This window comes from Streptomyces sp. NPDC052052 (assembly GCF_040680455.1).
Taxonomy (GTDB): domain Bacteria; phylum Actinomycetota; class Actinomycetes; order Streptomycetales; family Streptomycetaceae; genus Streptomyces.
In genome coordinates, this window is sequence record NZ_JBFAWU010000010.1 from 164,333 (window position 1) to 183,053 (window position 18,721).

Below are 18,721 nucleotides of genomic sequence, written 5' to 3' on the forward strand. Positions count from 1 at the left end.
GCCCACGTGGGCGATGATCAAGCTGGCTAGTACCCCCCACCGAGGCAATCCGTGAAAGGGGAACCACATGCGCATTCGACGAATCCTCTCCGCCGTCATCGCCACGGCAGCCCTCGCCGGACTCGGTCTCACAGGCGCCGCCACCGCCACCGCACAGGGTGCCCCATCCGTCGTCAGCCCTTCTCAGTGCAGGGAGGGCGGCGGGGAGCCCCGCATCGACTTGCCGGGCAACCCCTGCATGGGCGGTACATACGACGGCCAGGCGGTCGACTAAACCCCTACAAGGCGCCCCGCAGCCACGCGCTGCGGGGCGCTCCCGCGCGAGCGTGGCCGGGAGAGTCGCAGGGACTGTGCCGACCCGCACCAGCGTTCGCGGCCAGGCGTGGGGTGAGGCGCCGACGCGTTCACATCCCACGTATCGCATTCCGGTAACAACGGTCCTCCCTGTCCCTGCCCTCACATAGCCTCCACAGCAGCAACACCCTGAACACGTTCAGGGCGAGCTCCTGGGGAGGGGACTGCAGGGATGCGCAGCGGAGCGAAGGTGGCCATCGTCGGCGGAGTGTTCGCGGTCGTCGTCGGCGGGGTGGGCTACGGGGCGTACAACGTCCTGGACGGCCTGACCGGCGGCGGGGGCACGGACAACAGGACCACGTCCGCCGAGGTGAAAACGGGGCCGGTCACCGAGGCGGAGATCGCCGAGGTGTCGAAGAAGTTCCTCAAGGCCTGGGCGAGCGGTGACGCGACCGTCGCCGCCCAGCTCACCAACAACGCGACCGAGGCCGAACCGCTCCTGAGCGGGTACCGCGAGAACGCCCATGTCACCCGGGCCGCGATCACTCCGGGCGCGGCAACCGGCACGAAGGTGCCGTACACGGTCAAGGCGACCGTCTCGTTCGAGGGCAAGTCCGCGCCCTGGTCGTACTCCTCCGCGCTGACCGTGGTGCGCGGCCTGACCACCGGCAGGCCGCTGGTCGACTGGGACCCCGCCCTGATCCACCCGGAACTGACGGCCGGTGCGTCGCTCCGGACGGGCCGGGCGGCCACGCCGTCGATCGAGGCCGTCGACCACAACGGCGAGGTTCTCACCAAGGAGAAGTACCCCTCCTTGGGATCGATCCTGGACGCGCTCCGCGAGAAGTACGGGGAGAAGGCCGGCGGGACCGCGGGCATCGAGACCTGGATCGAGAGCGCGGACGCGGGCAGCCCGGACAAGACCCTGCTGACCCTCGCCAAGGGCACGCCGGGCAAGCTGCGCACCACGCTGGACGCGGGCGCACAGGCGGCGGCCGAGGCGGCCGTGAAGAAGTTCAGCCAGGCCTCGGTGGTCGCGGTCAGGCCCTCCACGGGCGCGATCCGCGCGGTGGCGAACAATCCGGCCACCGGATTCAACGCGGCGATGCAGGGCAAGCAGGCGCCCGGCTCGACGATGAAGATCGTGACGGCGGCGATGCTGATCGAGAAGGGCCTCACCTCGGCCGGCCAGAAGATCGAGTGCCCGCCGACCGCGATGTACATGGGCCGCACCTTCAAGAACCTGGACGGCTTCTCCATCCCCGACGGCACACTGACGACCAGCTTCGCCCGGTCCTGCAACACCGCCTTCATCAAGCTGATCGACGACACCAAGGACGACGCGGCGCTCGCCAAGGAGGCCCGCGACGTCTTCGGGATCGGCCTGAACTGGCAGACCGGTTTGGTGACCTACGACGGCAGCGTGCCCGAGGCCACCGGGGGCGAGGCGGCCGCCCAGTACATCGGTCAGGGCACGGTCCAGATGAACGCGCTCAACATGGCCTCCATCACCGCCACCGCACGCAACGGCACCTTCCGCCAGCCGATCCTGGTCGACCCCGACCTGGACGGCCGGCCGATCGCCACCGCCTCCAGGTCGTTGTCCCCGAACGTCTCCCAGCAGCTCACCAACATGATGCGGCAGACCGCCAGTTGGGGCACCGGCAAGGCCGCGATGGCATCGGTCGGTGGCGACAAGGGGGCCAAGACGGGCTCGGCGGAGGTGGACGGCCAGGCCACGTCCAACAGTTGGTTCACCGGCTTCAGCAACGACCTGGCCGCGGCAGCGGTCGTCCAGTCCGGCGGGCACGGCGGCGACGCGGCGGGGCCGGTGGTGGCGGCGGTGCTGCGCGCGGGGTCCTGACGCGTCGGTGCCGTTGACGCTCATGCCCGCGCGCCCGGAATCTCGTCGCACGCGCCGCGCCGTTTTCGCTAGCGTGCGGGCATGAGTACCCCCGACACCACCGCTGCCGAAGCCCACCCCCGATTCGCCGAAGCCCTGCGGGAGCTGGGCATCCAGGTCGAGGTCCGCCGGTTCCCGGAGGCCACCCGTACCGCCGCAGAGGCCGCCGCCGCGATCGGCTGCGAGCTCAGCGAGATCGTCAAGTCCCTGATCTTCGAGGCCGACGGCGTCCCGGTCCTGGTCCTGATGGACGGCTCCTCACGCGTCGATGTCGAGCTCGTCCGCGCGGAGTTGGGCGTCGGGAAGGTCAAGCGGGCCGGGGCCGACCTGGTCCGGGAGACGACCGGGTACGCCATCGGGGGCGTACCGCCCTTCGGGCACCGCACCAGGACCCGGGTGCTGGCGGACCGCGGGCTGCTGGACCACGATGTGGTGTGGGCGGCGGCGGGCACCCCGCACACGGTCTTCCCCCTCGACCCCAAGACGCTGATCGGGCACGCCGGCGCAACCGTGGTGGATGTGCGCGAGCAGTCGAAGTGACGCCGCTGGTCGCCCTCGCCGTCCTGATCGCCGCGGTCACGCACGCCAGTTGGAACGCGATCGCGCACGCCCTCAAGGACCAGCTGCTCTCCTTCACCCTGATCTCCGGGGGCGGGCTGCTGTTCAGCGCGGTCATCGCCTGCTTCGCCCCGTTGCCGGCCGCCGGGGCCTGGCCGTATCTGCTGACCTCGGCCGCGCTTCATGTGGCGTACATGATGCTGCTGATGCGTTCGTTCACGCTGGGCGACTTCGGCCAGATGTACCCGATCGCCCGGGGCACGGCGCCGCTGGTGGTGACGGTCCTGGCCGCGGTCTTCGTCGGTGAACGCCCCGACGGCTGGGCCACGGCGGGCGTCGCGGTGGCCTCGGCCGGACTCGTCGGGCTCGCCCTGTGGGGCATCCGGGGCTCCGGCACCCGCCCGGACTGGCCCGCCCTGATGGCCGCCCTCGCGACCGGCCTGGCGATCGCCGGGTACACCACCGTGGACGGGGTCGGGGTGCGCGCCTCGGGTACCTCGCTCGGTTACGTCGCCTGGTTGCTGATCCTGCAGGGGGCGGCCGTCCCGGCCTACGCCCTGTACCAACGCAGGGGCGAACTCGCCTCGCAGATACGGCCGTTCCTCGTACGCGGGCTGCTGGGTGCGGCGCTTTCGGTGGCGGCGTACGGCCTGGTCCTGTGGGCGCAGACCCGCGCGGCACTGGCCCCGGTCGCGGCACTCCGTGAGTCCTCGATCATCGTGGGCGCGGCCATAGGCGCGGTGTTCTTCAAGGAACGGTTCGGCACGCCGCGTATCGCGGCGGCGGGGCTGATGGTCGTGGGCATCGGCCTGATACTGCACGCGGCCTGAGCGGCGCGGTGCGCGCGGGCCGGGGTCACACACGGGCCCCGCCGCCGTTCACGGAGCGGGCGCGCGCCGATGCCGCACGCGGCGTGAACGCCGGGAGCGTCGGGCCGACGCCTCACGCGGACCGCTTCCGGCCACGACGTGTCGCGATGCCGGGCCACTGCCCTGGGCAACAGCCCAGCACCGCCGCAACCGCCCCCGCTACTCGCCCGAAATCGCCTGCTGGAAGCCGTAGTTCACCGCGGTCAGCCCGCCGTCCACCCGCAGCATGGTCCCGGTGATCCAGGACGCGTCGCGCGAGGCGAGGAAGGCGACGGCGGAGGCGATGTCGTCCGGTTCGCCGACCCGGCCGAGCGGGTAGAGGCCGCTCACCCGGGACAGTTCGGCGTCACGGCCCGCCCAGGCGTCGGTGCGGATCGTGCCGGGGACGACCATGTTGACGCGGACCCCGCGCGGTCCGGCGTGGCCCGCGAGGGTACGGGTCAGGCTGGCCAGGCCGGCCTTGGCCGCGCTGTAGGCGTGACCGCCGAAGTCCTGCTCGCCGTTGACCGAGCCGATGTTGACGATCGCGCCCCGGCCGGAGGCCACCAGGTGCGGCAGCGCGGCGCGGGCGCAGCGGTAGGGGCCGGTGAGCGTGATGTCCAGGTCGCGCTGCCAGGTGGCGTCGGGCTCGTCCTCGAAGAGCGAGGCGTCGTCCGAGGCCGCGTAGGCGTTGTTCACCAGCACGTCGAGGGAGCCGAAGGCGGCGACGGCGTGGGCGACCGCGGCCTCGACCGCCGCCCGGTCGCCCACGTCGCAGGGGAGCGATGCGGCTGTCGCGCCCGTCTCGCGTATCTCCGCCGCGGTGCGTGCGGCGCGGTCGCCGTCCAGGTCGGTGACCAGGACGCGGGCGCCCTCCGAGGCCAGTCGGCGAGCTGTGGCCGCGCCGATGCCGCGGCCCGCTCCGGTGATGAGTACGCCGTGTCCGTCGAACCGTGAACCGGCGGAGTAGGGAGGAGTCATAGGGCCGACCGTACTGCCCTGATCAGGGCCTGGGCGCGAGGGTCGGCGGTGACTCCCTTCTGCAGACCGTTCGTCACATAGCCCAGGGCGATGCCGGATTCGGGGTCGGCGAAGCCGAGCGAGCCGCCCCGGCCGGGGTGGCCGAACGAGCCGGGGGCCAGGAGCGGGGCCGCCGGTCCGTGCAGCATGTAGCCGAGGCCGAAGCGGGTGTTGACGACCAGGACCCGGTCCGGGCCGGCGGACTCCTCGGTGCGGGCAAGGGTGAGTGTGGCCGGGGCGAACAGGCGCTGGCCGTCGACCGGGCCGATCATGGCGGCGTAGCAGCGGGCCAGTGCGCGGGCGGTGGCGATGCCGTTGGAGGCGGGCAGTTCGGCCGCCCGGTAGGCGGGGTCGTTCTCGTCGGGCTGGGGCGTGATGGCCCCGAAGGCGCGGCGGGTGAGGGACTCCGGGTCGCGGTAGGCCTCGGTGACGGACCGCTTGGCGCGCATCCGCAGGGTGCCGCCGTTCGCCGGGCCGGCCGGGAGATCGACGGGGCCTATCCGGCCCACCCGGTGTGCCTCGTCGGCCGGGAGGCCGAACCAGAAGTCCAGGCCGAGCGGGCGGGCGATCTCCTCGGCGACCCAGCGGCCGACGGTGCGGCCGGTGACCCGTCGTACCAGTTCGCCGATGAGCCAGCTGTACGTCTGGGCGTGGTAGCCGTGGCCGGTGCCGGGCTCCCACTGGGGGCACTGGGCCGCGACGGCATCGGGCCCGGAGATCCCGTCGGCCGCCTCGGAGGGGGTCAGCGGACGGTCGAGGGCGGGGACGCCGGCCCGGTGGGAGAGGAGGTGGCGGACGAGGACGCGTTCCTTGCCGGCCGCCTTGAACTCGGGCCAGTAGGTGCCGACCGGGGCGTCGAGGTCGACCTGGCCGCGCTGGTGCAGCATCAGCGGGACGGCGGCTGCGATGCCCTTGCCCGCCGAGCGGACGATCTGCACGGTGTCGACGGCCCACGGTTCGACGCCGTCGACGTCTCTCGTACCGGCCCACAGGTCGACGACCTTGTGGCCGTCCCGGTAGACCGTGACGGCCGCGCCGCGTTCGCCGCGCTGCTCGAAGTTACGGACGAAGGCGTCCCGGACCGGTTCGAATCCGGCTGCCACCGTGCCCCGTATGTCGACATCTGCTTCTGCGCTCCCGCTCATCCCCCCATGGTGCATCCCGGCGCGGACCGGACGCGGGGCGGGTCACCCCGTGGGCAGCGTCACCGAACGCGGGTCGAAGCCGAAGGGCAGCTCCAGGCGGTGGGAGCGCATCAGCTCCTCGTCGCAGAGCAGGTCCTGGGTGCGGTCGTCGGCGGCGATGACGCCGTCGCTCAGCACGACCGCGCGCGGGCAGAGCTCCAGGGCGTAGGGCAGGTCGTGGGTGACCATGAGCACGGTGACGTCCAGGGACCGCAGGATGTCGGCGAGTTCGCGCCGCGAGGCCGGGTCCAGGTTGGAGGACGGCTCGTCCAGGACGAGGATCTCCGGTCGCATCGCGAGGACGGTGGCGACGGCGACGCGGCGGCGCTGGCCGAAGGAGAGGTGGTGCGGCGGCCGGTCGGCGTACTCCTCCATGCCGACCTGTCGCAGGGCCTCGACGACGCGTTCCTCCAGTGCGGCGCCGCGCAGCCCGGAGGCGGCGGGGCCGAAGGCGACGTCCTCGCGGACGGTGGGCATGAAGAGCTGGTCGTCGGGGTCCTGGAAGACGATGCCGACGCGGCGGCGGATCTCGGCGAGGTTGCGCTTCTCGACCGGGAGACCGGCGACCCGGACGGTGCCGGCTCCGGCGTCGAGGATGCCGTTGAGGTGGAGGACAAGGGTGGTCTTGCCGGCCCCGTTGGGGCCGAGCAGGGCGACGCGTTCGCCTCGGGCGACCGTCAGGTTCACCCCGAAGAGCGCCTGATGGCCGTCGGGGTAGGCGTAGGCGAGGCCGCTGACCTCCAGGGACGGTCCGGGGGCGGGGGGTGTGCTCATAGGGTCCATCCCAGCAGACAGATGACGAGGGCGAGTACGGGGAGTGCCGAGGCGTGGGCCCACTGGGTCCGGGAGGCGGTCACCTCGTCGATGACCGGCATGGATCCGGCGTAGCCGCGGCTGACCATCGCGAGATGGACGCGTTCGCCGCGCTCGTAGGAGCGGATGAAGAGCGCGCCCGCCGTTTTGGCCAGGACGCCCCAGTGCCGTACGCCGCGCGCCTCGAAGCCCCGGGAGCGGCGGGCGATGGACATACGGCGCATCTCGTCGGTGATCACATCGCCGTACCGGATCATGAAGGAGGCGATCTGTACGAGCATCGGCGGCAGCTTGAGCCGTTGCAGGCCGAGCAGGAGTGCGCGCAGTTCGGTGGTGGAGGCCAGGAGTACGGAGGCGGCGACGCCGAGGGTGCCCTTGGCCAGGACGTTCCAGGCGCCCCAGAGTCCGGGGACGCTGACGGAGAGGCCGAGGACGTGGGTCTGCTCGCCGGGCACCACGAACGGCATGAGCAGCGCGAACGCGACGAACGGCACCTCGATGAGCAGCCGCTTGAGCAGCAGGAGCGCGGGGATGCGGGCCAGTGCGGCGACGGCCCCGATCAGCACCGCGTAGAGCGCGAACGCCCAGACCGCCTCGCGTGGTGTGGAGACGACGACCACGACGAAGCCGAGGGCGGCGGCGATCTTGCAGTGCGGTGGCAGGGCGTGGACGGGCGAGTGCCCGGGCCGGTAGAGCCGGTGAACGTGTCCGGCGCCCATGTCAGACCGGTTCCCGGACGTGCGGGCCGGCCGCGGGCGCGTCCGGGGTGCGGCGCCGGCGGACCAGGTAGAAGACCCCGGTGCCGACCACGACCGTGGCGCCCACTCCGATCGCCCCGGCGAGGCCGCCGGAGATGCGGGCGTTGGACACGTCCTTGACGCCGTAGTCGGCGAGTGGGGAGTCCTTGGCCGCGTGCTCCTCGGTCTTCCGGTCGATGCCCTGGTCGGCTGCGACCTTCTCCAGGCCGTCGGGGCTGGCGGAGGCGTAGAAGGAGACGAAGCCCGCCAGGACGAGGGCGGTGACCAGGCCGGTGATCCAGATCCTGCGGGAGGAGCGGGCGGCGACCGGGGCGACGGGCTGCCGGGTCGGGGCGTCGACGAGTTCGCCGTCGACCCGGAGCTTGAGCGGGGTGGTGAGCCCGCGGGCGCCGTGGACCAGGTCGGGGCGTACGGCGACGACGGCACCGACGGTCAGCGCGGTGATCACCGCCTCGCCGATCCCGATGAGGACGTGGACTCCGACCATGGCGGTGAAGACCTTGCCGATCGGGATGTCGGTGGTGCCGCCGATCCAGTAGATCAGCGTGAAGACGCAGGCAGCGGCCGGTACGGAGACCAGGGCGGCGACGAAGGACGCGGCCGTCAGCGAGCGGCGGGTGCGTGGCAGCACGCCGAGGAGCAGGCGGAAGAGCGCGTAGGCGACGACGGTGGTCGTGACGCCCATGACGACCACGTTCACGCCGAGCGCGCTGAGGCCGCCGTCGGCGAAGAGGACGCCCTGCATGAGCAGGACGACGGAGATGCAGAGCACGCCGGTCCAGGGTCCGACCAGGATCGCGGCGAGCGCCCCGCCCAGCAGATGCCCGCTGGTGCCCGCCGCGACCGGGAAGTTCAGCATCTGTACGGCGAAGATGAACGCGGCGACGAGTCCGGCGAGCGGCGCGGTGCGTTCCGCCCCGGTCCCGGCCCCGCTCGCACCGGAGGCGCCCCCCAGTTCCCGGCGGGCGCCGCGCAGGCTGACGGCTACGGCACCGGCGGCGACGACACCGGCGACGGCTGAGACGGGTGCGTCGATGAATCCGTCGGGTACATGCATGGGGGCTCCGCTTCCTGCGCTCCTGCGGACGGCGTGGTGAACCGTTCGATGATAGAGCCTTGTTGCGAACTGTTCGCAAGAGCGGGGACGGCACAACTATTCTCTCGACGTGCCCATGTCGGACAATATGGGACATTAGATAACGAATGAGGAAATACAGGAGGAGTCTGCCCATGCCCCCCGTGATCCATGAGCAGGCCGAGGCCTGGCTCGTCAATGACACCCCTGATCTGCCGGCGGTGCCGGTGGACCTGCTGTACGACTCCGACGACGACGCCCAGACCGTCCATGTCTCCTTCCCCGGCGGTACCGACTGGGCCTTCGACCGCGACCTGCTGGAACGCGGGCTGCGCTCCCCCGCCGAATGCGACGACGTCCGGGTGTGGCCGTGCGGGCGGACCCAACTGGTCGTGGAGCTCCACTCGAAGGACGGCGTGGAGGTCGTGCAGCTGGACAACGCGCCGGTGATCCGTTTCCTGCACCGCACACACGACGAGAACGCCGCCGGTGCCGCACCCGAGGCACATCTGCACGCCTGACACGCACGGACAGACAGCCCCGCACAGCCCCGTAGAGCCCCGTACAGACATGCCGGAAGCCCCCGCGCCGCTCGCACGGGGGCTTCCGCACCCGGTCCCCGTCCCCACAGGTGACCGGCACATCCGGGGCCGCGTTCCGCTCAGACGCGGCCCCGGAGTTCCATGGTCCGGACACGGGGCTCCCGCCCCGCCCGGAACCGGCTCAGACGCCGACGAGCTTGCGCCCGCCGTCACCGTCACCGCCGCGTCCGGCGCCGTCGGCGTCCTCCTCGGACGTCTCGCCGAGCTGCTTGCGCAGCCCCTCGCCCTCGACGTCCACGTTCGGCAGGACCCGGTCCAGCCAGCGCGGCAGCCACCAGGCGCGCTTGCCGAGCAGCGCGAGGACCGCGGGCACGATCGCCATCCGGACCACGAACGCGTCGAAGAAGACGGCGATGGCGAGCCCGAAGCCGATCATCTTGACCATCTGCTCGCTGGAGCCGATGAAGCCGGAGAAGACCGCCATCATGATCACGGCCGCGGCCACGACGACCCGGGCGCCGTGCCGGAAGCCGGTGACGATCGCCTGACGGGGCTCCTCGCCGTGTACGTACGCCTCACGCATCCGGGTCACGAGGAAGACCTCGTAGTCCATCGCGAGGCCGAAGACCACACCCACCATGAAGATCGGCATCATCGACATGATCGGGCCGGTCTGTTCCACACCGAAGAGCGAGCCGAGCCAGCCCCACTGGAAGACCGCGACCACCGCGCCCAGGGCCGCGACGACCGAGAGCAGGAAGCCGAGGGCCGCCTTCAGCGGCACCAGGATCGACCGGAAGACCAGCATCAGCAGCAGGAAGGCCAGGCCGACGACGAGCGCCAGATACGGCAGCAGCGCGTCGTTCATCTTCTGCGAGAAGTCGATGTTCATCGCCGTGGAGCCGGTGACCAGGACCTCGGCGCCGGTGCTGGACGTGATGTCCTTGCCGGTGTCACGGATCGTGTGGACCACGTTCTCGGTCTCGGTGGAGCTCGGCCGGTCCTTCGGGATGACGGTGATCATCGCGGTGTCGCCGGCCTTGTTGAACTGGGCCGGGGTGACGGCGACGACGCCCGGAATGCCCGAGATCTCGTCGGAGACCTGCTGGACGGCGGTCTTGCCGTCGGAGCTCTTCGCGGTGTCGACGACGACCATCAGCGGCCCGTTGAAACCGGGACCGAATCCGTCGGAGAGCAGGTCGTAGGCGCGGCGCTGGGTGGTGCTGGTGGGCTGGGAGCCGTCGTCCGGCAGGCCCATCTCCAGGGACGTGGCCGGGACCGCGATCGCGCCGAGGCCGAGGACTCCGACCAGCAGCACCCACACCGGCTTGCGCAGCACGAACCGCGCCCAGCGGGTGCCCATGTTCGGCTTCGCGTCGGGCCGTTCCGCCGCCTCGGCGGCCTTGCGCGCCTTGCGTCCCATGACCCGCTTGCCCGCGAAGCCCAGCATCGCCGGGACCATGGTGAGCGCGATGAGGACCGCGATCGCGACCGTGCCGGCCGCGGCGAAGCCCATCTTCGACAGCATCGGGATGTTCACGACGGCGAGGCCGACCAGCGCGATGATGACGGTGAGACCGGCGAAGACGACCGCGGAACCGGCCGTGCCGACGGCCCGTCCGGCCGCTTCCTCGCGCTCCCGGCCCTCGGCCAGCTCGGCGCGGTAGCGGGAGACGATGAACAGCGCGTAGTCGATGCCGACCGCGAGGCCGATCATCATCGCGAGGACGGAGGTGGTGGAGCCCAGGTCGAGCACGTTCGCCAGTGCGGTGATCGTCGCGACCCCGATGCCGACCCCGATCAGGGCGGTGAGCAGCGGCAGCCCTGCGGCGACCAGCGAGCCGAAGGTGATGACCAGCACCACCGCGGCGATCGCGACACCGATGACCTCGGTGGCCCCGGTCTCCGGCACCGCCTGGAGCGCGTCACCGCCGATCTCCACGGTCATCCCGCTCTTCTGCGCCGCGTGGCCCGTGTCCTCCAGGGCGTCCCGGGTCTCGTCGGTCAGCTCCATCGAGGTGACCTTGTAGGACACCGAGACATACGCGGTGGAGCCGTCCTTGCTGACGGCGTTGCCGGTGTACGGGTCGGTGACCGAGGCGACCTGGTCCGAGCCGGACTTCAGCTCGCCGGCGATCTTCTTGACCTCGGCCTTGTTCGCCGGGTCGGTCATCTTCTCGCCGTCGGGGGCCTTGAAGACGACCCGGGCGGTCGCACCGTCCGCGCTGGCTCCGGGGAAGCGCTGTTCCAGCAGGTCGAAGGCCTTCTGCGCCTCCGTACCCGGGATCGAGAAGGAGCTGGAGGTGGCGGTGGACGCGGAGGCCGCACCGAATCCGGCGAGCGCCAGCAGAGCCACCCAGATCAGGGCGACATAGCGGCGACGCCGGAAGGTGAGCCTTCCGAGCTTGTAGAGGAAAGTGGCCACGGGGGCGTACTCCCGGTCAGGTCGTGAGGGGAAATGGGCGTGTGGAACCAGCCCGACGACGAGAGCGGCGTGTCAGGTGGAGCATGGGGAGAGGCCGTGCGAAGGGGACATCCGCACGAAGGGGACCGAGGTCAGACTCCGAGAGCGGGGAGGATCACGGAGTCGACGTAGTCGAGCAGGAACGCCCGGTCGACGGGGCGGCCGTCGACGAATTGCCGAGCGGCGAGGGCGCCTATCAGCATGTGCGGTACATATCTCAGCGCCGGGTGGTCCGGACGCAGTTCACCCCGGTCCACGGCTCGGCGCAGCATGGTTTCGAGGCCGGTCATTTCCGGCTCGACCAGCAGGTCACGCAGGGCCTGGAGCAGATCGGGATTGTCGTGGACGGCATGGCTCAGGCCCCGCATCAGCGCGGAGTCCTTCTCCATCTGGCAGTCGTCGGAACGGTTCACCACGGCGTGGAAGTCACCACGCAGCGATCCCGTGTCGACATCCGCGAGAGACACCGGCTTGTTGTGCCGCAGGGCCGTGACGACCAGCTTGGGCTTGCTCCCCCACTGGCGGTAGAGGGTGGCCTTGCTGGAACGGGTGCGGGCGGCGACGGCGTCCATGGTCAGGGCGTCGTAACCGACCTCGCGGAGCAGGTCGAGAACGGCGGCGAACAGCTCGCTCTCGCGCTCGGGTGTGAGCCGGGTGCGGGCCATGGGGCCACTCTCCTCTCTCTGCTTCAGTCCGTGATCAACGAACCGTAGTCGACCGGACCGCGGTTGATCGAACCGCGGTCGATCAACCACCACACGAACGAAACCGTTTCGTACAGTTCGACGTTACCCCACCCCCCGAGCGAAACGAAATCGTTTCGCAGTGTTCCGCACCACAAGTTGCCGGGACCCTCTCGCGCGGAAAGCATGGGAACGTGAGTGACGACGTCGCGTATCTCCGTTTCCCGCACCTCCATGAGGATCTGCTCTGCTTCGCGGCCGAGGACGACCTCTGGGTCGCACCCCTCGCCGCCGAGGGGCAGCGGCCCGGTCGGGCGTGGCGGCTGACCGTCGACCGGACCAGGGTCAGCCACCCACGGTTCTCCCCCGACGGAAGCCGTATCGCCTACACGACCTGGCGCACCCTCGACCCCGAGATCCATCTCGTACCGGTCTCCGGAGGCCCGGCCCGCCGGCTCACCTACTGGGGGTCGATGGACGCCCGGGTCCGCGGCTGGACCCCCGACCCGGAGGACACCGCCCACATCCTCGCCGTGTCCTCGCACAGGCAGCCTTTCTCGCACACCTCCTGGGCCTACGCGGTCCCGACGGACGGCAGCCCCGGCGGCAAGCTGCCCTGGGGACCCGTCTCGGACATCGCCGTCGGCACCATCGACGGCCAACGCCGGACCCTGCTGCTGACCGGCACACCGCCGCACGAACCGGCCTCCTGGAAGCGGTACCGGGGCGGCGCGATGGGGCGGCTGTGGCTGCACGGCGAGCGCCTGCTCCCCGACATCGGCGGACACCTCGACTCCCCCATGTTCGTCGGTGGCCGGATCGCGTTCCTCTCCGACCACGAGGGCGTCGGCAACCTGTACTCCTGCCTGCCCGACGGCACCGATCTGCGCCGCCACACGGACCACGACGCCTTCTACGCCCGGCACGCCTCCACCGACGGCACCCGGGTCGTGTACCAGTGCGCCGGCGACCTCTGGCTGGTGGACGACCTGACCTCACCGGACGCCCGGCCCCGGAAGCTGGAGGTACGGCTCGGCGGGCCGCGCGCCGGACGGCGTACGTACCAGGTGCCGGCCGCCAACAACGTCGACGCACTGTCCGTGGACGAGACGGGCCGGGCCAGCGCCGTCTCCGTACGCGGCAGCCTGTACTGGCTCACCCACCGCGACGGACCGGCCCGGACGATCGCCGACACCCCCGGGGTCCGGGTCCGGCTGCCCGAGATGCTCGGCAGCGGCGGCGAGGTCGCCTACGTCACCGACGCGGACGGCGAGGACGCGATCGAGATCGCCTCCCTGCCGCGCGCCAGCGGCGACCGCGAGCCCCGGCGGCTGGCCTCCGGACTGATAGGACGGGTCCACGAACTGATCTCCGACCCGGACGGCGAACGGCTGGCCATCGCCACCAACGACGGACGACTGCTGCTCCTGGACACGGCCGAGGAGTCCACCGGCGAACCCACCGAACTGATCCGGTCCGTGAACGGACCGGTCCGCGACATGGCGTTCTCACCCGACGGCGCCTGGCTGACCTGGTCCCACCCCGGGGTCGGCCGTTCGCTGCGGCAGATCAAACTGGCCCGCATCCTGGGGACCGGCTCCCCCGTGATCGTCGACGTCACCAACGGCCGCTTCGAGGACGAGAATCCCGTCTTCACCGGCGACGGACGCTATCTCGCCTTCCTCTCCTGGCGCGGCTTCGACCCCGTGTACGACGTCCACACCGGGGACCTCTCCTTCCCGCTGGGCTGCCGCCCCTACCTGGTACCGCTCTCCTCGGCCACACCCTCCCCGTTCGCCCTGACCCCCGAGGGGCGCCCGGCCGCGGGCGGTCTCGACCCGACCGGCGACGTCGTCGGCGCCGTCACCGGCGAGGGGCCGTCCACGGTCACCGTCGAGTTCGAGGGCCTGGAGAACCGCGTCACGCCGTTCCCGGTCTCCGCGTCGAAGTACTCGGCCCTGCGTCCGGTGAGCGGCGGCGGCCTCGTCTGGCTGCGCTGGCCGATCTCGGGCGCGCTCGGCGAGACCTTCGCCAACCCGGCGGACATGTCGGGCCGCCCCACCCTCGAACACTTCAACATCTCCAAGGCCAGGAAGACCGAACTCGTCGGCCATCTCGACTGGTTCGCGGTCAGCGGCGACGCGACCCGGCTGGTCGTCATGGACGAGGGCGAACTGCGCGCCGTCCCCGCCAACGAGCCCGGCGACAGCGACTCGACCGTCTACATCGACCTGCGCCGCATCCTGCACGACGTCGACCCGGCCGCGGAGTGGCGCCAGGCGTACGGAGAGGCCGGCCGCATCATCCGCTCCTACTTCTGGGAGCCCAACATGTGCGGCATCGACTGGGACGGGGTGCTCGACCAGTACCGCCCCCTGGTCGAACGGGTCGCATCCCCCGACGAGTTCGCCGACCTGATGCGCGAGGTCCTCGGCGAACTCGGCACCTCCCACGCCTATGTGGCACCGGCCCGCCGCAACGAGGGCCCGCCGCACTACCAGCGGGCGATCGGACTGCTCGGCGTGAACTTCGTGTGCCGGGAAGGCGACTGGACGATCGAACGCATCCTGCCCGGCGACTCCTCCGACTCCAAGGCCCGCTCCCCGCTGGCCGGTACCGGCATCCGGGCGGGCGCGGTCCTCACCCACGTCGACGGCCGCCCGGTCGACCCGGTGGCGGGCCCCTACCAGCTGCTGGCCGCTGCGGGGGGCACCACGGTCGAGCTGACGTTCCGTCCCGCGGACGGCGACGGCCGCTCGCGTCGCGTCGCCATCGTCCCCCTCGTCGACGAACGACCGCTGCGCTACCAGGACTGGGTGGCCAAACGCCGTGAGGTCGTGAGGGAGTTGAGCGGCGGCAAGTGCGGCTACCTGCACATCCCCGACATGGGCGGCTCGGGCTGGGCGCAGTTCAACCGGGATCTGCGCCTGGAGGTCTCCCGTCCCGCCCTGATCGTCGACGTACGCGGCAACGCGGGCGGCCACATCAGCGAGCTGGTCGTCGAGAAGCTCACCCGCACGATCCTCGGCTGGGACCTCACCCGCAACGCCCAGCCGGTCAGTTACGCCTCCAACGCCCCGCGCGGTCCGGTGGTGGCCCTGGCCGACGAGGCGACGTCCTCCGACGGCGACATGATCACCGCTGTGTTCCGCCTGCTGAAGCTGGGCCCCGTGGTGGGCCAGCGGACCTGGGGCGGTGTGGTCGGCATGACCGGCCGGCACCGGCTGGGCGACGGAACGGTGATCACGGTGCCGATGAACGCGGCCTGGTTCGACACCTACGGCTGGTCGGTGGAGAACTACGGCGTCGAACCGGACCTGGAGGCCCTGCGCACCCCGCTCGACTGGGCCGAGGGCCGGTACGCGGTCCTGGACGACGCGGTACGCATGGCCCTGGACCTGCTGGAGGCGACCCCGGCGGCCACCCCGCCGACATACGACTCGGTCCCGGACCGCCGGCGGCCACCCCTGCCGCCGCGGTAGCCGGACCAGGCCGATTCGTTCGAATCACTCCCGTGGGCCGAGGTCGTCGTTGATGATGTTCGTGTGACTCCCCGCATCAGCGCACTGATCTCGGCCTCCGGCGTCCTCGCCGCCTTGGTCCTGCTCGTCGTCGGCATTCACGAGTACTCCGAGACATCGGCCCTCTGGCTCGGAGCAGAAGCCATCCTCTTCCTCGGCGCCTTGTGCACACTCGTGCGGGACGTGCGGCGGCTGCGCACGGGCCGACGGCCTGAGCAGGCGGTTTGAGCCCCGTGGACTGGTTCGAGCAGGCCAGGGTGGCGGAACAGGGACAGGACTGGGACGTGGCGATCGCACTGGTGAGCGCCCACGCCGAGTGCTTTGCCGACGATCCCTGCCTGCACGACAACCACCTGTGGCACATGGATCTGCTGGCCCGCGCGGAACGGATCCCGGAGCTCACGGAACGCGCTCTGACGGATGTCCACGCCCATCGGAGACTCAACAGGTTGCTTGGCGAGCGGGGCATGGAAGCAGCGCTGCGTAACCGAGCCGAAGACGGTGACCGTGGCGCCCTGTACGTTCTCGTTCACCTGTTGTGCGGGACGAATCGCGTGCAGGAGGCTCAGCAAGCCATTCAAGAGATCGACCCGGAGAACGAGTACGCACGCCAGATCGTGGCCGGGGCTTCTGGGTCATAGGCGTCTGACTATCGCTTCCTGGTGAAGTCGACGGTGCCGGCTTCGGCGCAGGACCGGGCCCGGTTGCGCAGGCGACTCCCCCCAAGGACGCGGCCTTCCCTACTCAAGGCGACCACCCCGTGATCAGTTCCTTGGTCCGGAACAGGGCGGGCGCCCGCAGCTCGCACCAGACCGTCTTCCCGTACGGCCCCGGCTCCACGCCCCACCGCAACGCCAGCGCGTCCACCAGCAACAGCCCCCGCCCCGACTCGTCGCCAGCGGTCGCAGTCCGCAGGGCCGGCCAGGCGCGCGGCTCGGGATCGCTCAGCTCGACGCGGATGCGGCCGGAGCACGTACCGCTGACCCGCAGCGTCACCGGCGTCCCCTCACCGAGATGCACGATGACATTGGTCAGTAACTCACTGACGCAGAGCAGAAGATCGGACGTATCGCCGCCCCCGAACCGCTCCCGCAGCATGTGCCGCAGCTCAGGGACGGCCTTCGGCACGGCGAGCAGGTTCACCGCGAACGGCAGCGGGGTCATCCACCGGCCGCCGCATGCAGCACCTCGGCCAGCCGACGCGCGGTCGCCACATTGCAGTTGCCGAGCGCGACCAGGGGCGGCCCGGCCGTCCGCCCGGCGAGGGTCAGCGGATCGACGCCGAGCGAGGGCAGGGTGATGCCGTGCGCGGCGAGAGCGGCGCGGAGGGTGCCGATGTCCGCGCGGATGTCGTGCGGGGGTGTGCCGGGTGGGGGTGCGGCGTGGGTGTCGCCCGCCGTTTCGTTCAGCGTTCCGTCCATGATGAGCCGTCCACCTTTCGTTGCGTATGGTGACGAACCCCTCACACGCTGCCGCACAGTTCCCTACCTTGAAAGGGTTTCCCGCTCCACAACGCACAGCGCGAAAGGTGGTCAGAAGTGGCTACGCGCAAGGAGATCGACGGCTCGGCAGGCGTCCCGCAGTTCTACGGCAAGGAACTCCGCTTCAAACGGGAGGAGGCGGGCCTGACTCTGGAGAAGCTGGTGGACGGCAGCTTCTACGGCATCACGTACCTCAGCGAGATCGAGCACGGCCATCGCCGGATGCCCGTGGACCTGGCCCAGCATGTGGACCGGGTGCTGAGCACGGACGGGTTCTTCCAACGGCGGTGCGAGGACGTACGGAAGGCGCGGCGCAAGGGTCACGCGGAGTACTTCGAGCGTGTACTGGATGCGGAGAAGCACGCCGAAACCATCGACGAGTGGTCCCCAACGGTCTTCCCTGGCCTGCTTCAGACGAGGCCGTACGCGCGGGCCGTAATCTGCGCCGAGCGGCTACCGGAGCCCCAGGAAGAGACCGACGCGAAGGTCGACGCACGGCTGGAGCGAGCGCAGCTCTTCGAGAAAAACCACCGAACCCCGCAGTACTGGACCGTGCTGAGCGAGTCCCTACTGCGCCTGCCGATCCTGCCGTCACACCAAATGGCCGAGCAACTCGACCACGTCGCCGCTCTCACCCGGCGCGGCCGAATCTTTACGCAAATCCTTCCGTGGAACACAGGAGCTCACGCCCTCATGATGGGCAACGCCCTGATTCTGGACTTCGCGGACGCTCCCCCGTTGGCCTACACAGAAGGCCAGCACCACGGAATTACCGTCGACGATCCGGGCCTCGTGAAGCAGTATCGGAGGTCGTACGATCTCCTGAGGGCCGCCGCTTTGCCGCTGGAGGCGTCCCTCGCCATGATCGAGGATGCGGCAGAGGAATACCGACATGGTGCGCAATCTCATCGACTTGAGCGCCGCGACCTGGCGTAAGAGCAGCCACAGCAACTCCTCCGGAGGCAACTGCCTCGAAGTCGCCGAGGAGTTCGCTCACTGGCGCAAGAGCAGCCACAGCAACGGCAGTGGCGGCAACTGCGTCGAAGTCGCCGACGGGTTCGCCCAGTGGCGCAAGAGCAGCCACAGCAACGGCGATGGCGGCGAATGCCTCGAAGTCTCGGACGGACTCCCCGGCCTCGTCCCCGTCCGCGACTCCAAGCGCCCCGAAGGACCCGCGCTCGTCGTCACCGCATCCGCCTGGACCCCGTTCATCGAGTCCGTCAAGGCGGCCTGACCGCACCACCGCTCACCGCAAGACCCGGGGCGCACCCCGCACCGCGCCACGTGCAAAAGGTGCACCCGGCGTCCCGGGTGCACCTTTCACAGACAATGCGTAGGGTTACGCAGCGTCAGCGGCCGAACTCGTCGCGGAATTCACCGGCCGACTCCTGGGCCTCGTCGTAGCCCTGCTCCGACAGCTCCGAGGCGCGCTCGGACACGTCCTGCGTCCGCTCCTGGACCTCTTCGCGACCCTCTTCCTGACTGCTCTTCGCCTGGTCGGCGAGGTCCTGCGCCTTGTCCTTGAACTGGTCTGCGATGCCCATGCTATTCACTCCTCGTGAGATGCCTGGTGGCCC

Annotated in this window: 20 protein-coding genes; 10 read left to right on the top strand and 10 right to left on the bottom strand. The window is 70.6% G+C overall.

Annotated features, from left to right (window positions below; genetic code table 11):
- Positions 1 to 67: 67 nt before the first annotated feature.
- From AB0L71_RS14570 to AB0L71_RS14585, 4 genes are all read left to right on the top strand, one after another.
- On the top strand, positions 68 to 274 hold the full coding sequence (locus AB0L71_RS14570) for a hypothetical protein (protein ID WP_365242324.1): 207 nt from the start codon (positions 68 to 70) through the stop codon (positions 272 to 274).
- Between the two features lie 252 nt (positions 275 to 526).
- A complete protein-coding gene (locus AB0L71_RS14575; protein WP_365242326.1) occupies positions 527 to 2,158 on the top strand; it encodes a penicillin-binding transpeptidase domain-containing protein in 1,632 nt (543 codons plus the stop codon).
- Between the two features lie 81 nt (positions 2,159 to 2,239).
- Positions 2,240 to 2,737, top strand: coding sequence for a YbaK/EbsC family protein (locus AB0L71_RS14580; RefSeq protein WP_365242327.1), 498 nt, complete (start codon positions 2,240 to 2,242; stop codon positions 2,735 to 2,737).
- Complete coding sequence (locus tag AB0L71_RS14585) at positions 2,734 to 3,585, top strand: DMT family transporter (RefSeq protein ID WP_365242329.1); 852 nt, start codon at positions 2,734 to 2,736, stop codon at positions 3,583 to 3,585. The genes AB0L71_RS14580 and AB0L71_RS14585 overlap by 4 nt, the downstream gene beginning before the upstream one ends.
- A gap of 198 nt (positions 3,586 to 3,783) precedes the next feature.
- On the opposite strand, the gene AB0L71_RS14590 is transcribed toward AB0L71_RS14585, so the two are convergent.
- From AB0L71_RS14590 to AB0L71_RS14610, 5 genes are read right to left on the bottom strand one after another with little or no spacing between them, the layout of a single operon-like run.
- A complete protein-coding gene (locus tag AB0L71_RS14590; RefSeq protein ID WP_365242331.1) occupies positions 3,784 to 4,584 on the bottom strand; it encodes an SDR family NAD(P)-dependent oxidoreductase in 801 nt (266 codons plus the stop codon).
- Positions 4,581 to 5,768 carry a serine hydrolase domain-containing protein gene (locus AB0L71_RS14595; RefSeq protein ID WP_365242332.1) on the bottom strand — a complete coding sequence of 396 codons (1,188 nt, stop codon included), beginning with the start codon at positions 5,766 to 5,768 and terminating at the stop codon, positions 4,581 to 4,583. The genes AB0L71_RS14590 and AB0L71_RS14595 overlap by 4 nt, the downstream gene beginning before the upstream one ends.
- A 42-nt stretch (positions 5,769 to 5,810) precedes the next feature.
- Positions 5,811 to 6,581, bottom strand: coding sequence for an ABC transporter ATP-binding protein (locus AB0L71_RS14600; protein ID WP_365242334.1), 771 nt, complete (start codon positions 6,579 to 6,581; stop codon positions 5,811 to 5,813).
- On the bottom strand, positions 6,578 to 7,339 hold the full coding sequence (cbiQ, locus tag AB0L71_RS14605) for a cobalt ECF transporter T component CbiQ (RefSeq protein WP_365242336.1): 762 nt from the start codon (positions 7,337 to 7,339) through the stop codon (positions 6,578 to 6,580). Before cbiQ ends, AB0L71_RS14600 begins: the two co-directional genes overlap by 4 nt.
- A 1-nt stretch (position 7,340) precedes the next feature.
- Positions 7,341 to 8,435: an energy-coupling factor ABC transporter permease gene (locus AB0L71_RS14610; RefSeq protein WP_365242338.1), complete on the bottom strand. Its 1,095-nt coding sequence runs from the start codon at positions 8,433 to 8,435 to the stop codon at positions 7,341 to 7,343.
- A gap of 173 nt (positions 8,436 to 8,608) precedes the next feature.
- Between AB0L71_RS14610 and AB0L71_RS14615 the strand changes: the two genes are divergently transcribed.
- The gene (locus tag AB0L71_RS14615; RefSeq protein WP_365242340.1) at positions 8,609 to 8,974 is read left to right on the top strand and encodes an SsgA family sporulation/cell division regulator; all 366 of its coding nucleotides are present in this window, start codon (positions 8,609 to 8,611) and stop codon (positions 8,972 to 8,974) included.
- Between the two features lie 202 nt (positions 8,975 to 9,176).
- On the opposite strand, the gene AB0L71_RS14620 is transcribed toward AB0L71_RS14615, so the two are convergent.
- Positions 9,177 to 11,420: an MMPL family transporter gene (locus AB0L71_RS14620; protein ID WP_365242341.1), complete on the bottom strand. Its 2,244-nt coding sequence runs from the start codon at positions 11,418 to 11,420 to the stop codon at positions 9,177 to 9,179.
- Between the two features lie 131 nt (positions 11,421 to 11,551).
- Positions 11,552 to 12,124, bottom strand: a complete 573-nt coding sequence (locus tag AB0L71_RS14625; RefSeq protein WP_365242343.1) for a TetR/AcrR family transcriptional regulator — start codon at positions 12,122 to 12,124, stop codon at positions 11,552 to 11,554.
- Positions 12,125 to 12,336: 212 nt separating this feature from the next.
- Between AB0L71_RS14625 and AB0L71_RS14630 the strand changes: the two genes are divergently transcribed.
- The 3 genes from AB0L71_RS14630 to AB0L71_RS14640 all read left to right on the top strand — a co-directional run bounded on the left by AB0L71_RS14630 (position 12,337) and on the right by AB0L71_RS14640 (position 16,304).
- Positions 12,337 to 15,624 carry a S41 family peptidase gene (locus AB0L71_RS14630; protein ID WP_365242345.1) on the top strand — a complete coding sequence of 1,096 codons (3,288 nt, stop codon included), beginning with the start codon at positions 12,337 to 12,339 and terminating at the stop codon, positions 15,622 to 15,624.
- A gap of 63 nt (positions 15,625 to 15,687) precedes the next feature.
- Positions 15,688 to 15,891 carry a hypothetical protein gene (locus tag AB0L71_RS14635; RefSeq protein ID WP_365242347.1) on the top strand — a complete coding sequence of 68 codons (204 nt, stop codon included), beginning with the start codon at positions 15,688 to 15,690 and terminating at the stop codon, positions 15,889 to 15,891.
- Between the two features lie 5 nt (positions 15,892 to 15,896).
- On the top strand, positions 15,897 to 16,304 hold the full coding sequence (locus AB0L71_RS14640; RefSeq protein WP_365242348.1) for a hypothetical protein: 408 nt from the start codon (positions 15,897 to 15,899) through the stop codon (positions 16,302 to 16,304).
- 103 nt (positions 16,305 to 16,407) lie between these two features.
- Here the strand turns inward: AB0L71_RS14640 and AB0L71_RS14645 are convergent, their stop codons facing one another.
- Positions 16,408 to 16,827, bottom strand: coding sequence for an ATP-binding protein (locus AB0L71_RS14645; RefSeq protein WP_365242350.1), 420 nt, complete (start codon positions 16,825 to 16,827; stop codon positions 16,408 to 16,410).
- Positions 16,824 to 17,084: a hypothetical protein gene (locus AB0L71_RS14650; RefSeq protein WP_365242352.1), complete on the bottom strand. Its 261-nt coding sequence runs from the start codon at positions 17,082 to 17,084 to the stop codon at positions 16,824 to 16,826. Before AB0L71_RS14650 ends, AB0L71_RS14645 begins: the two co-directional genes overlap by 4 nt.
- 117 nt (positions 17,085 to 17,201) lie before the next feature.
- Between AB0L71_RS14650 and AB0L71_RS14655 the strand changes: the two genes are divergently transcribed.
- Both AB0L71_RS14655 and AB0L71_RS14660 read left to right on the top strand, forming a co-directional pair.
- Entirely contained in the window at positions 17,202 to 18,080 is an 879-nt protein-coding gene (locus AB0L71_RS14655; RefSeq protein WP_365242354.1) for a helix-turn-helix transcriptional regulator, read from the top strand.
- Positions 18,037 to 18,378, top strand: a complete 342-nt coding sequence (locus AB0L71_RS14660; protein ID WP_365242356.1) for a DUF397 domain-containing protein — start codon at positions 18,037 to 18,039, stop codon at positions 18,376 to 18,378. The genes AB0L71_RS14655 and AB0L71_RS14660 overlap by 44 nt, the downstream gene beginning before the upstream one ends.
- A 115-nt stretch (positions 18,379 to 18,493) precedes the next feature.
- Here AB0L71_RS14660 and AB0L71_RS14665 read toward each other — a convergent pair whose 3' ends face one another.
- Positions 18,494 to 18,688, bottom strand: coding sequence for a hypothetical protein (locus AB0L71_RS14665; RefSeq protein ID WP_365242358.1), 195 nt, complete (start codon positions 18,686 to 18,688; stop codon positions 18,494 to 18,496).
- Positions 18,689 to 18,721: the final 33 nt, after the last annotated feature.

Excerpts from the sequence above, each read along its gene's own strand:
- AB0L71_RS14645 (WP_365242350.1), bottom strand. The coding sequence starts at position 16,827 with ATGACCCCGCTGCCGTTCGCGGTGAACCTGCTCGCCGTGCCGAAGGCC.
- AB0L71_RS14570 (WP_365242324.1), top strand. The coding sequence starts at position 68 with ATGCGCATTCGACGAATCCTCTCCGCCGTCATCGCCACGGCAGCCCTC.
- AB0L71_RS14590 (WP_365242331.1), bottom strand. The coding sequence starts at position 4,584 with ATGACTCCTCCCTACTCCGCCGGTTCACGGTTCGACGGACACGGCGTA.
- AB0L71_RS14615 (WP_365242340.1), top strand. The coding sequence starts at position 8,609 with ATGCCCCCCGTGATCCATGAGCAGGCCGAGGCCTGGCTCGTCAATGAC.
- cbiQ (WP_365242336.1), bottom strand. The coding sequence starts at position 7,339 with ATGGGCGCCGGACACGTTCACCGGCTCTACCGGCCCGGGCACTCGCCC.
- AB0L71_RS14610 (WP_365242338.1), bottom strand. The coding sequence starts at position 8,435 with ATGCATGTACCCGACGGATTCATCGACGCACCCGTCTCAGCCGTCGCC.
- AB0L71_RS14600 (WP_365242334.1), bottom strand. The coding sequence starts at position 6,581 with ATGAGCACACCCCCCGCCCCCGGACCGTCCCTGGAGGTCAGCGGCCTC.
- AB0L71_RS14595 (WP_365242332.1), bottom strand. The coding sequence starts at position 5,768 with ATGAGCGGGAGCGCAGAAGCAGATGTCGACATACGGGGCACGGTGGCA.
- AB0L71_RS14580 (WP_365242327.1), top strand. The coding sequence starts at position 2,240 with ATGAGTACCCCCGACACCACCGCTGCCGAAGCCCACCCCCGATTCGCC.
- AB0L71_RS14650 (WP_365242352.1), bottom strand. The coding sequence starts at position 17,084 with ATGGACGGAACGCTGAACGAAACGGCGGGCGACACCCACGCCGCACCC.
- AB0L71_RS14625 (WP_365242343.1), bottom strand. The coding sequence starts at position 12,124 with ATGGCCCGCACCCGGCTCACACCCGAGCGCGAGAGCGAGCTGTTCGCC.
- AB0L71_RS14665 (WP_365242358.1), bottom strand. The coding sequence starts at position 18,688 with ATGGGCATCGCAGACCAGTTCAAGGACAAGGCGCAGGACCTCGCCGAC.
- AB0L71_RS14575 (WP_365242326.1), top strand. The coding sequence starts at position 527 with ATGCGCAGCGGAGCGAAGGTGGCCATCGTCGGCGGAGTGTTCGCGGTC.
- AB0L71_RS14660 (WP_365242356.1), top strand. The coding sequence starts at position 18,037 with ATGGTGCGCAATCTCATCGACTTGAGCGCCGCGACCTGGCGTAAGAGC.